Here is an 11,012-nt window from a genome sequence, read left to right as displayed (position 1 = left end):
GACCAGCTCGGCGACCTGCACCTCGGCTCGCGTCCCTCGCGCCGGCCGGACTCCGGCGCGGGTCTCGAGGGACTGCGCGCGATCCCGTGGGTGTTCGGCTGGACCCAGTCCCGGCAGATCGTCCCCGGCTGGTTCGGCGTCGGCGCCGGCCTCGCGTCGGCCTACGCGGCGGGGCACGACGACGTGCTCAAGGAGATGTACGAGGACTGGCACTTCTTCCGCAACTTCCTGTCCAACGTCGCGATGACGCTGGCCAAGACGGACCTGCGGATCGCCCGGCTCTATGTGGAGCAGCTGGTGCCGGACGAGCTCAAGCACGTCTTCGACACGATCGTCGAGGAACACGAGCTGACGGTGCGGCAGGTGCTGAAGGTGACCGGCCAGACGGAGCTGCTGGGCCACGACCCGGCGCTCGCGCGCACGCTGCGGATCCGGGACAGGTACCTCGACCCGATCTCCTACCTCCAGGTCGCGCTGCTCAAGCGGCACCGCGACGCGCTCGCCGCGGGCGAGACCCCGGACCCCCAGCTCAGCCGCGCCCTGCTGCTCACCGTCAACGGCGTCGCCGCGGGCCTGCGCAACACCGGCTGAGCACGCTGCCCGCGCCCGGAGCGCACCCGGCTCCCGCAGCCCGCGCCCGGCCCACGCTGTCCACAGCTGGCCGCCAAGTTATCCACAGGCCTGGGGTAGTTTTCCCCAGGATCCACAGATCTTGTCCACGATGGGGATAAATCCTGTGGATAACTCGGTGGCTTGTCCCCAGCCGAGCGTAACTAAATGACTGCTCCTGGGGATAACTCCCGGCCAGCCTGGGGAAAACCGACGGCCGGCGACGCTCGCCCAGGTCACGGGTAATCCCCGGGTAAAGTCGTGCACTGATCTGGACGTCCCAACACCCCTATCGTTAGCTTGGGGCTGCGTACCAGGGGGTGCGCTACAGGGGAGGGCGCTCATGCGCATCGGGGACGGCGGTTCGGATTTTCAGGTGGATCCGGCGCAGCTGGGCGGCGTGGCCGGTCAGCTGGGGCGGGCCTATGACGACTTCAATACGGCGATCGTCGACGACGACATGGCGTACACGGACCCGTCCGCGTTCGGCGACCAGGCGGCGGGGCAGGCGTGGCAGGCGTTCGACGGCGCCTGGACGAGTGAAATGTCGACATTTGCCGAGGCGCTCGCCGAGATGGTGCGCAACGTCGAGACGACCGCGCAGCGCTATCAGCAGACCGAGCACGCGGTGACGGCGGGATTCCTCGGGATCGGTGCGCGATGACCGAGCTCCAGGACCTCCAGTCGGCCGGCGGCCGGCTTCAGGACATGTTCTTCAATTTCCTGCCGTTCGAGCTGCCGCCGGCCATCGACGCCGCGCTGGCCCCCGCGCCGCTGCCGGGTTCGCCGGAGACCGTGCGCGCCCAGGCCCAGGCGTACACCAAGGCCGCCGCGCAGTGCCTGCAGGTCTCCCTCGACGTCATCCAGGTCGCCACCGCCTCGCTCCCCGCCGCGTGGAAGGGCCAGGTCGCCGAGAACGCGTCCCAGGCCGTCGGCGCGCTGGCCACCGAGATCGGCAAGATCGAGTCCGATCTGAGCCAGGCCGCCGGTGCCCTGAACACGTGGGCCGAACTACTGGAATGGGCGCAGGCCAAGGACGCGGACGGGCGGACTCGGCTCAAGGGCGCGCAGCTACTCGCCAACGGTGGCAACGGCGCCAACCCCTTCAGTGCGCAGCACATGGAGGCGGTCAGGCAGGCCCAGGCGGGCGTCGACACGCGCATAGCCGCCTTCCAGGCCATCGCCGACCAGTCGCCGAAGACCGTCAGCCTGCTGAGTCAGCTCACCAGCGAGGCCCGCGTACAGGAGGTGACGACGGGCGACCTCGACCCGCTCAGCGATGACAGGCGTGCGGAATCCGGATCCGCGCCCCGATGCGGATCTGCGCGATCTCGATGTCGAATCCGCGATCACCCGGGGCATGTCGTGGACTGGCGCGGCGCGTTCGGCGCTCTTCCGGGAAGTCGCGATCGCAGCGTCCTGGCAGGCTGAAGAGCTGGGCGTGGGCGCGTATCCGCTCTCGTTCCTGGCGCGTTACGTCCGGGCCGCGGGGGTGCGCGGTGCGCTCGAACTGCCTGAGCCGCTCATCGGCGCCGAACCGGCCGAGCTCGTGCGCGGCTGGATGTCCGCGGCTGTTGCCGCGGACAGCACGCCCGCGGACGACGATCTGTTCGCGCAGTGGCTGGATGCGGTCGCCATGTTCCTGGCAGTGCGGCGGAACGCGTCATGAAGATTCTCCGACCCGCGGCACTCGGGCTGGCGCTGCTCACCACGGCGGGTTGTGCGTCCTCGCTACAACCCGCGATCGAGAACCCCTCGTGGTTCGTCACGCTCTCTACCAGCGTGGGTGCCGGAAAGATCGAACCGCCGGAGCCGAACCGCACGGTCACGCTGCCGAGTAGGAACTACATCCTGCAGGTCACGCTCACGGACTACGCGGGCTTCGCCTGGCAGGTCGGAAAAGCTCAGAACTCGAAGATACTCCCGGATGCCATAACCATGGGCCCCCCGATCTGCCCGACCGGGGTCACCGGATGCGTCTCGGGCCAGATCGAGCAGTACCCGGTTGCGGCGAGTGGAACGACGACGATCGCCTTCACGCTCATCGCGACCGGGAGCGCCTCCCGGTCCCCCGAGGTGGCACCGAGCGCATCCGCATCGGCCGGAGCCCCCTTCTGCCCCGCCGGGATCACCGCGCCGCCGCCGACCGCCGATGTCGGGTGCGTGCTCGGCACGGTGACCCTCACGGTGCGGGTGAGTTAGGGGAAGACGACAGTCCGCTTCGAGCCGAGCAGGACTCGGTGCTCGGCGTGCCAGGCGACGGCGCGGGAGAGGACTCGGGACTCGACGTCGCGTCCCGCCGCGACGAACTGGTCGGGGGTCATGCCGTGGCCGACGCGGACGACGTCCTGCTCGATGATCGGGCCCTCGTCGAGATCCGCGGTGACGTAGTGGGCGGTGGCGCCGATGATCTTGACGCCGCGGTCGTGCGCCTGATGGTAGGGCTTGGCGCCCTTGAACGACGGCAGGAAGCTGTGGTGGATGTTGATGATCCGGCCCTCCAGCGCCTTGCAGACCTCGTCGGACAGCACCTGCATGTAGCGCGCGAGGACGACCAACTCGATGTCGTTCTCCCGCACCAGCTCCAGCAGCCGGGCTTCCTGTGCCGCCTTGTTGGACTTGTCCGCGTCGACCGGCAGCTGCACGAACGGAATGCCGTAGCCCTCGACCATCTGCCGGAAGTCCTCGTGGTTCGAGACGACCAGCGGGATCTTGACGGGAAGGGCGCCGCTGGCGTGCCGGAAGAGCAGGTCGTTGAGGCAGTGGCCGAACTTGGAGACCATGATCAGCATCGGCATCTTCGCCTGGGCGGCGTGGATCTGCCACTGCATGTGGAAGGACGCGCCGGTGGCCGCGAAGCCGTTGGTGAGCGCCGTGAGGTCCACACCCGGCTCCTGGGCCCGGAAGTGCACGCGCATGAAGAACACGCCGGTATCCGGGTCTCCGTACTGCTGGCTGTCCACGATCGAGCATCCGGTGACGAGCAGGAAGCTGGCCACCGCGTGCACGATGCCGCGCTGGTCGGGGCAGGTCAGGGTCAGGATGTAGTCGGCACGTGGATCCTCGGTCATGCGCACAGGGTAAGGGACGGGTCACCTGCGCCGCGGGGTTCGACCGCCTGGCGAACGCCGCTAACCGTCACATCGTGTAAAGCGCCTGGTCATAGCGACGCACCAGCAGCCGCGCGACCAGCTCGTGCGCGCCGAGGGGGCCGGAGACGCGCGGGGTGCGCACCGCCTGCTGCTCGAGGCCGGCGAGTGCCGCGATATCGCTCAGCCGCTGCGTGTATCCGCCCTCGGCCAGCAGGTAGCTGGCCACCGCGATCGGGCGGCCGCGCCGGGAGAGTCGGGTGAGCACCGATTCGACGGTCGGCTCCGTCGTGCTCAGGTACGCGGTGCGCACCGGCATGCCGAGCCGTTCCGAGAGCAGGCCCGCCATCACCACCGCGTCGGCGTTGGCCCGGCGGTCCTTGGAACCGGCCGCCGCCAGCACGACCTCCGTGCCGAAGACGCGTCCGGCGACGGTCGCGAGCCGGTCGGTCATCACGTGCGCGAGCATCGGGTCGGGACCGAGCGCCCTGGCCGTGTGCACGCGGAAGCCGCGGCCCTCGACGGCGTGTACGGCCTCGGCGATGTCGTGCCGCACGTGGTAGCCGGTGGTGAGGAACACCGGCAGCACCACGGCCTCCGGCGCGCCCTGGCCGGCGAGGTCGGCCAGCACCTCGACCGGGCGCGGTTGCGCGGTGGAGACGAAGCTGAGGCTCGCCGAAAGGCCTGGTCGCAGGAACCTGACGCGATCCATGATCGCGTCCAGCGTGGCAAGGCCGGGCAGGTGGGTGGTGCCGTGCGCGACGGCGACCATCGGCACGTCATCCCGCGCGGGCGGCAGGACGGAGGGGCCCAGGGTACGGTCCCTGACGTCGCCGACGACCATGCTTCTCCTTCTCCGAGGACGATCCCGAACGCGGTGCCAACAGTCTGCGGCGTCCGAGTTACAGCTCGACGGCGAGTCGGTATCCCCGCTTGGTCACGGTCTTCACGAGGTCGGCGGCCGGTCCCAGCGCGGTACGCAGCCTGGCCACCGTGGCCTCGACCGCGTGCTCGTCCCGGCCCGCCCCGCCGCGCACGTCCCGGCCGTCCCAGACCCGGCGCAGCAGTTCGGCGCGGGAGACCACCCAGCCGGGGCGGCGGGCGAGCTCGGCCAGCACGGCGGCGGGCAGCGGCGGCAGGGTGACGGAGTAGTCGCCGATCGCCGCGCTGAAGCCCTGCATGACCAGGGTGCGTGCCGCGTCCACCCGCACCTCGCGCCGGATGCGCGGGGGCAGCTGCTCGCACAGCACGTCCGCGAGGGACAGGAAGCGCGGCTTGTCCGGGCTGAGCGCGGGCACGCCGACCGCCTCCAGCGGCCGGGCGCAGGCCGGCCCTAGGCAGACCGGCAGCACGTCGCTGCGCAGCGCGGCGAGCAGCTGGTCCAGCGAGCCGGAGACCGCGGCGGCCTCGAGCAGGCCGGTCACGCCCGGAGCCGTGGTGAAGGTGACGGCGTGCACGTCGCGGCGCAGCACGGTCTCGACGAAGCGGGAGGCGGCGGCGCGGTCGCCCGCTCGGCGCGCCACCACGCCCTCGTCGCCCGCGGCGAGCCGGATCGTCGGGGTCTCCACGGTCCGCGCTCCGCGTTCTTGCAGCAGGGCTGCGAGTTCCTCACGACGGCGGTCCGCGGTGATCGCGATGACGCTGCCGGTCAGCGGACGGGCGTCGAAGACAGTGCCCCCGAGTGCCGCGTCCGCCCCCGCCGCGGCGCCCTTACCTGCGATGACGATGTGGTGGTCAAGCGTCTCTGCCGGTGCCATGGCACCAACCTTCGCCGCAAGTCGTTTCCGCAGTGTTGCCGGATCGTTGTGCTGCGGTAAGAGCTACGACCGCTACGACTTCCAGCCGAACGGGCGAACCGCGACAGATCGTCCGCCCGCGCGGCGCGGCGTCAGCAGAACTCTCAGCTCTTAGAGGTCGCCCCCGCTGATGGAGGACTCGTACTTCGTCATGACCGAGTTCCACTGGTCGGCCGCGCGGGACTTGTCGTCGGCCGAGGTGCCGGAGCCGCTCTGCGCCTCCTTGTAGCTGGCGTCGTTCTCGACGGCGTCCTTGGTGCAGTTCCCGCTGGCGAAGTCTGCGGCGGCCTTGGCGTAGTTCGCGTCCGAGGTCGCGGAGTCCGTCCAGGCCTTCTTCAGGGCGCTGATGACCGACGTGGCCCCGCTGATCTTGTCCACCGGCAGCTGGCCGACCTGGGTGGCGGCGTTCTGCCGGGCCGACGCGGTCGCGTTGATCTGGCTCGTCGCGTCCGCGATCTTGCAGGAACGCAGCTCGCTCACGCCTCCGGAGATGTCCTCGCGCAACTGCTTGGCCTGCTTGACGAGCAAGTACACCGCGTCCGCCTCCTGCTGGGCGGATTCGGTGGACTTGGGGCTCGCCGAGGTCGACGCGGTCGTGCCCGCGCTCGCCTTGCCGGAGCCGCCTCCGCCGGACAGGCCGAGGTAGAGGCCGACGACCGCGATCACGGCGACCACGGCGCCGATGATCAGCGGGGTCCTGCGGCCGCCGGAGCCGCCCCCGCCGGCCGGTCCCTCGTAGCTGAACGGGCCGTCGTTGTAGTCGGTCGGCTGGCCTGGACCGTCATAGCCCTGCTGCTGCGGCGGGCTGTACATCGCGGTGGCCGCCTGCTGCTGTTGCTGCGCGACCTGGGTCGGCTGCATCTGCTGCTGCTGGGCCGGAAAGCCTGGCGAGGGCGCGGCGCCGGGTCCGGAGACCATCGCCTGCCGGCCGGATATCGCGCGCCGCTCCCCGGGGGCCGAGTCGCGGAACAGGTGGTCGAACTCGCTCGGCAGCGCGGAGTTCTCCTCCTCGAGCGGCACCGACTGCTGCGGCATCGTCTGGTCCTGCTGCGGGTACTGCTGTTGCTGCTGCGCGCCGTATTCGTACTGCTGCTGCTGTTGCGCTTGGCCGCCCTGGTGGTACTGCGGATCCTGGTAGCCCTGCTGCTGGTACGGCTGCTGCGTTTGGTACGGCGCTTGCGGTGGGTATGCCTGCTGCACCTGTTCCGTGGGCGCACCGGGCACATACTGCGTGCCCTCTTCCGGCCAGCCCCCCGCGACTTCGGGCATCTGGGACACAGTGCGTCTTCCTCGCAAAATAGGCGAACTCTCCGGGCGCCACGGCAGCATCCAGTAACCGCTCCACGGCGACCGCTTAGACGCTACTCGCCCCGGCGGGCCAAGCCACGCCCGCGTGAGTGTTCGTCACGAAACTGCAACGCGTTTGCACGCCCCACAGCACCGCCGTGCCCGGAAAACCGCCTGCTCAGCGGGGAATCGCGGGCGCCAGCACCAAGGGGAGCGCGCTCTGCCGCGCCGCGAGCCGGCCGAGCCGCTCCCGGAAGCCGCGTACCGCGCTGCTGTCCTGGTACGGATCGAGCCTGCGGTCGAGGTCGTGCAGGTACTCGATGCCGCGGTGCGATCGCAGTTGGCTGAGCATCTCGATGGCCTGGGATCCGGTGGCGCAGGCCGCCTCCACCTCGCGCTCCTGGGCGTACGCGGTGGCCACCAGCACCGTGTCCACCACGCGCCGGCGAACGTGGCCCGGCTGGTGCTCGGCCAGCGCCCGCTGCGCGTGGTCCCTGGCCTGCCGCGGCTTGTCCAGGTCGCGGTAGCAGTGTGCGAATTCGTCCGCGAGGTACGCGGGAGTGAAGTGCCGGATCCAGTCCGGATCCTCCTGCGGGTTCGACTTCTCCATCTCCGCCGCGGCCCGGGACAGCGCGCCCTCGCAGGAGCGCACGTCGCCGAGCACCGCGTGCCCGCGCGCCTCGGCCGAGTGGAACATCGCGCGCACGGTCGGCGTCGCCTGGTCCCTGGCGCCCTCGCTGGCGGCGCGGGCGAGCTGGGTTATCTCGCGCGGCGAGCCGAGCTGCCCGGCCAGGTGGCTCATCCCGGCCGCGAGCACATAGCCGCCGTACGCGCGGTCCCCGGCGGCCTGGGACAGTCGCAGAGCCTGGATGTAGTAGCGCTGGGCCAGCCCGTGCCGGCCGGTGTCCACGGCCATGTACCCGGCGAGCTCGGTGATCTGCGCGGCCGCGGAGAACAGCGCGCGGCCGGTGCGCTCCGGGTAAGTACCCGTCAGCAGTTCGGCCACGACGTCGTCGAGGTAGTGCACGACGATCGAGCGCACGTAGCCGGAACCGAACTGGTGGTCGAGGTCGCGGAAGACCCGGGCGGCGGCGCGCAGCGCGTAGACATCGGAGGGGCCGACCCGCGGCCCGCGCCCGGCCAGCGACGGCGGCCTGGCCACCTCGGCGTCCGGCGGGGTGATCAGCCAGTCCCGGCTCGGCGCGATCAGCGCGGCCACGGCGAATGAGGACCCGAGCAGGAACTCACGGTGGCTCACATCCGCCCGCCACAGCTCGGTGACCTCTTCTATGGCCGCGGCGGTGGACGGCGCGAAGTGCAGGCCGACGCTGGACGAGCCGTTGCGCCCGTCCGCCATGCCGATCTCCTCGACCGTCACCGGGCGGCCCAGTTTGCGGCCCAGGGCCTCGGCGATCAGCGTCGGGGCCATGCCGCGCGGCTGCTGGCCGCGCAGCCAGCGGGCGACTGACGTCTTGTCATAGCGCAGGTCCAGTCCGTGCTCAGCGCCGACCATGTTGACTCGACGCGCCAACCCCGCGTTGGAGCTCGCCGCTTCCTGGATCAGTGCGGCAAGCCTCTGGTTCGGCTGCCGCGGTCCAGCGGTGCGTACGGCCATCGGCCCTCCCCTATCTCCCTCGGTCCACAGGCGGTGTGCAGTGGTCGGTCAACGCGCGCCCTATTAGTACTGCATGCGCATATGTCGCGAAGAGTAGCGGCGAATCGCTCCGAGCGGTAGCCCAGCGTAATCGCTCGGACAAAATTCGTCGTTACCCACGGGCAGGTGATTTATTCGTTTCACCGGGGGACTCGCCGTAACCAGGACCACCAGAGCCCGGTTTCCAGCGCGTGGAGACAACTATCGCGACAGGCGCGCCCAAGAAGGCGGGCGCCGCCCGGACCAATCCGGAGGACCGGCTCGGTCTGCTCGACGCCGCTCTCGAATATATCGAGGATCGGCACTGGGATGTGGTTCTTGGGACAAGTGTGCTTCGAGAGGACGGGGCCTGGTCCTGTTCCTGCGGGGACAAAAGGTGCGCGATGATCGGTGCGCACCCTGCGATGCGCGACTGGCAGAAGAAGATCAGCGGTCAGCCGAGCAAGGCGCACGAGTGGTGGTCGGACCATCCGCAGGGTTCGATCATCCTGCCCACCGGCCGGGCCTTCGACGTACTCGAATGCTCGGAGGAGGCCGGACTGCTCGCCCTGGCGCGGCTCGAGCGCTCGGGCGCGAATCCGGGTCCGGTGGCCGCCACCCCGACCCGCCGGCTGTACTTCTTCATCCTGCCGAATTCGCGCACGAAGGTCGCGAAGGCCTTGGCCACCCTCGGCTGGGGGCGCACGGCGCTCGACCTGAACTGCCGCAGCACCGGCGACTACGTCATCGCGCCGCCTTCTCGGATGGGCACCCGCGGCCAGGTGCAGTGGGTGCGCGGCCCGGCGGATTCGGCGCGCTGGCTGCCGGATCCGGAGGAGGTGCTGGCGCCGCTGGCCTACGCCTGCGGGCTGCACCGGCACCGCTGAGACCCGGTTCCGCATCTCGGCGGCCGCGTCTCGCCGGCAGCACTCTGCCGGCGAGACGCGGCCGCTAGCTCTTGTCGGCGAAGACGTGCCCGGCGAGTTCGAGGTCGAGTTCGGTGGACTCCTTCGCGGCGCTCAGCAGGATGCCGCCCTCGGTCGGGGTGACCTGCACCGCGTTGCCCGGGCGAACCCCGGCCCGGCGCAGCCGGTGCATCACGTCCAGATCGGACTGCACCGGCTCGCCGATCCGGCGGATGATCGCCACCGCGTGCTCGCCCGCCGGGACGGTCTGCGCGAAGTCGCGCAGCGTGATCAGGCCGCCCTCGCGGAACGCGGTCGAGTGCAGGGCCGAGTCGAGTTCCTCGAGCCCGGGGATCGGGTTGCCGTAGGGCGAGACCGTCGGGCTGCCGAGCAGTTCGAGCAGCTTGAGCTCCACCTGCTCGCTGATCACGTGCTCCCAGCGGCAGGCCTCCTCGTGCACCTCGTCCCACTCGAGCCCGATCACGTCCACCAGCAGCCGCTCGGCCAGCCGGTGCTTGCGCATCACCCGGGTGGCGAGCTGGCGGCCGTTGTCGGTCAGCTGCAGGTGGCGGTCGCCCTCCACGGTCAGCAGGCCGTCCCTGGCCATCCGCGCCACGGTCTGGCTGACGGTCGGCCCGCTCTGGCCGAGGCGCTCGGCGATGCGCGCGCGCAGCGGGACGATCCCCTCCTCCTCGAGTTCGAAGATCGTACGCAGGTACATCTCCGTGGTGTCGATCAGATCGCTCACGCGGCCACCTCGTCAGGCCCGGTCAATACAGTCAAAGTCCATTGTGACGCACCAGACAGACAGCGGCGGCCGCTCCTCAGCCCGTGGACGGTCCGGCACCCGCTCCTCAGGGGCTCAGCCGCTCGATCCGCCACCCGTCCGCCGCCCGGGCGTCCCGGGTGTAGAGGATCCGGTCGTGCAGCCGGTCAGGGCGGCCCTGCCAGAACTCCACGCATTCCGGACGCACCCGCAGCCCGCCCCAGTGCGCGGGGCGCGGCACCTCGTCCGGGTACTCGGCGTCGAAGCGCGCGAGCCGCCGCTCCAGCCAGGCCCGGTCCGGGATCGTCTCCGACTGTTCACTCGCCCAGGCGCCGAGCTGCGCACCGCGCGGACGGGCCGCGAAGTAGGCGTCGCTCTCCGCGTCCGGCACCGGCGCCGCCGTGCCCCGCACGATGACCTGACGCTCCAACGGATACCAGGGGAACAGCAGACTGACGCTCGGGTTGGCCGCGATCTGGCGTCCCTTTCGGGAGTGGAGGTTCGTGTAGAACGTGAATCCGTCCGGTCCGTACCCTTTGAGCAGCACCGTTCGGCTGGACGGGTGAGCCTCGGCATCGGCGGTGGTCAGGACCATCGCGTTGACTTCGAACCAGTCGGCGTCCGATTTTCGTGCAGCGGCGTCGACTTCAGCGAACCAGCGCCCGAACAGCGGCTCCGGAGCGCTTGTGAGCTCAGTCACCTCAATCGCCCGTTCGGCGTAATCTCGACGCAACGTCGAGAGTTCGGGCTGCTCAGCGGACATGTGCGCGCCTCCCAGATCTTTCGGCCCTCTGGATTTCCATCCGGCCGTTGTAGCGGTCCAATATAGGTAGCCGGCCGCGCTTGGCGGGAACCTCCAAGGGTGCGCCGCCCGTTCATACAGCGCCTGAAGGCGCCGCGTCCCGCACGCGGACCCCCGCCGGCGGC

13 protein-coding genes are annotated in these 11,012 nt (G+C 70.4%); 6 read left to right on the top strand and 7 right to left on the bottom strand.

The features are described 5' to 3' along the window. From VG296_RS27790 to VG296_RS27770, 5 genes are all read left to right on the top strand, one after another. The coding region (locus VG296_RS27790; protein WP_325570841.1) for a phosphoenolpyruvate carboxylase at positions 1-591 on the top strand (591 nt) is incomplete at its 5' end. A gap of 361 nt (positions 592-952) precedes the next feature. Continuing rightward, positions 953-1,273 carry a hypothetical protein gene (locus tag VG296_RS27785; RefSeq protein ID WP_325570840.1) on the top strand — a complete coding sequence of 107 codons (321 nt, stop codon included), beginning with the start codon at positions 953-955 and terminating at the stop codon, positions 1,271-1,273. Next, on the top strand, positions 1,270-2,040 hold the full coding sequence (locus VG296_RS27780) for a hypothetical protein (RefSeq protein ID WP_325570838.1): 771 nt from the start codon (positions 1,270-1,272) through the stop codon (positions 2,038-2,040). The genes VG296_RS27785 and VG296_RS27780 overlap by 4 nt, the downstream gene beginning before the upstream one ends. Positions 2,041-2,050: 10 nt before the next feature. Beyond that, the gene (locus VG296_RS27775) at positions 2,051-2,278 is read left to right on the top strand and encodes a hypothetical protein (protein WP_325570836.1); all 228 of its coding nucleotides are present in this window, start codon (positions 2,051-2,053) and stop codon (positions 2,276-2,278) included. Further along, positions 2,275-2,811 carry a hypothetical protein gene (locus tag VG296_RS27770; protein ID WP_325570834.1) on the top strand — a complete coding sequence of 179 codons (537 nt, stop codon included), beginning with the start codon at positions 2,275-2,277 and terminating at the stop codon, positions 2,809-2,811. Before VG296_RS27775 ends, VG296_RS27770 begins: the two co-directional genes overlap by 4 nt. On the opposite strand, the gene purU is transcribed toward VG296_RS27770, so the two are convergent. The 5 genes from purU to VG296_RS27745 all read right to left on the bottom strand — a co-directional run bounded on the left by purU (position 2,808) and on the right by VG296_RS27745 (position 8,396). Next, the gene (gene purU, locus VG296_RS27765; protein ID WP_325570832.1) at positions 2,808-3,680 is read right to left on the bottom strand and encodes a formyltetrahydrofolate deformylase; all 873 of its coding nucleotides are present in this window, start codon (positions 3,678-3,680) and stop codon (positions 2,808-2,810) included. The genes VG296_RS27770 and purU overlap by 4 nt on opposite strands. 67 nt (positions 3,681-3,747) lie before the next feature. After that, entirely contained in the window at positions 3,748-4,542 is a 795-nt protein-coding gene (locus tag VG296_RS27760; RefSeq protein WP_325570830.1) for a sirohydrochlorin chelatase, read from the bottom strand. 58 nt (positions 4,543-4,600) lie between these two features. Further along, a complete protein-coding gene (locus VG296_RS27755; protein ID WP_325570828.1) occupies positions 4,601-5,455 on the bottom strand; it encodes a winged helix-turn-helix domain-containing protein in 855 nt (284 codons plus the stop codon). Between the two features lie 150 nt (positions 5,456-5,605). Beyond that, entirely contained in the window at positions 5,606-6,763 is a 1,158-nt protein-coding gene (locus tag VG296_RS27750) for a hypothetical protein (protein ID WP_325570826.1), read from the bottom strand. Positions 6,764-6,959: 196 nt separating this feature from the next. Then, the gene (locus VG296_RS27745) at positions 6,960-8,396 is read right to left on the bottom strand and encodes a transcriptional regulator (RefSeq protein ID WP_325570824.1); all 1,437 of its coding nucleotides are present in this window, start codon (positions 8,394-8,396) and stop codon (positions 6,960-6,962) included. 230 nt (positions 8,397-8,626) lie between these two features. On the opposite strand from VG296_RS27745, the gene VG296_RS27740 reads away from it, so the two are divergent. Continuing rightward, positions 8,627-9,301 (top strand): bifunctional DNA primase/polymerase, encoded by a 675-nt coding sequence (locus VG296_RS27740; RefSeq protein ID WP_325570822.1) that lies wholly within the window; start codon positions 8,627-8,629, stop codon positions 9,299-9,301. Between the two features lie 64 nt (positions 9,302-9,365). Here the strand turns inward: VG296_RS27740 and VG296_RS27735 are convergent, their stop codons facing one another. Both VG296_RS27735 and pdxH read right to left on the bottom strand, forming a co-directional pair. Next, on the bottom strand, positions 9,366-10,067 hold the full coding sequence (locus VG296_RS27735) for a metal-dependent transcriptional regulator (RefSeq protein ID WP_325570820.1): 702 nt from the start codon (positions 10,065-10,067) through the stop codon (positions 9,366-9,368). Between the two features lie 106 nt (positions 10,068-10,173). Continuing rightward, positions 10,174-10,785: a pyridoxamine 5'-phosphate oxidase gene (gene pdxH, locus VG296_RS27730; RefSeq protein WP_414641144.1), complete on the bottom strand. Its 612-nt coding sequence runs from the start codon at positions 10,783-10,785 to the stop codon at positions 10,174-10,176. Positions 10,786-11,012 lie beyond the last annotated feature (227 nt).

Origin of the sequence: Actinospica sp. (assembly GCF_035552695.1) — a bacterium.
Taxonomy (GTDB): domain Bacteria; phylum Actinomycetota; class Actinomycetes; order Streptomycetales; family Catenulisporaceae; genus Actinospica.
Note: the sequence above shows the minus strand (reverse complement) of the source record. Positions and strands in the feature narration are given on the sequence as shown.

Coding starts and splice junctions, on each gene's coding strand:
- VG296_RS27785 (WP_325570840.1), top strand. CDS start 953: ATGCGCATCGGGGACGGCGGTTCGGATTTTCAGGTGGATCCGGCGCAG.
- VG296_RS27780 (WP_325570838.1), top strand. CDS start 1,270: ATGACCGAGCTCCAGGACCTCCAGTCGGCCGGCGGCCGGCTTCAGGAC.
- VG296_RS27770 (WP_325570834.1), top strand. CDS start 2,275: ATGAAGATTCTCCGACCCGCGGCACTCGGGCTGGCGCTGCTCACCACG.
- purU (WP_325570832.1), bottom strand. CDS start 3,680: ATGACCGAGGATCCACGTGCCGACTACATCCTGACCCTGACCTGCCCC.
- VG296_RS27760 (WP_325570830.1), bottom strand. CDS start 4,542: ATGGTCGTCGGCGACGTCAGGGACCGTACCCTGGGCCCCTCCGTCCTG.
- VG296_RS27755 (WP_325570828.1), bottom strand. CDS start 5,455: ATGGCACCGGCAGAGACGCTTGACCACCACATCGTCATCGCAGGTAAG.
- VG296_RS27750 (WP_325570826.1), bottom strand. CDS start 6,763: ATGCCCGAAGTCGCGGGGGGCTGGCCGGAAGAGGGCACGCAGTATGTG.
- VG296_RS27745 (WP_325570824.1), bottom strand. CDS start 8,396: ATGGCCGTACGCACCGCTGGACCGCGGCAGCCGAACCAGAGGCTTGCC.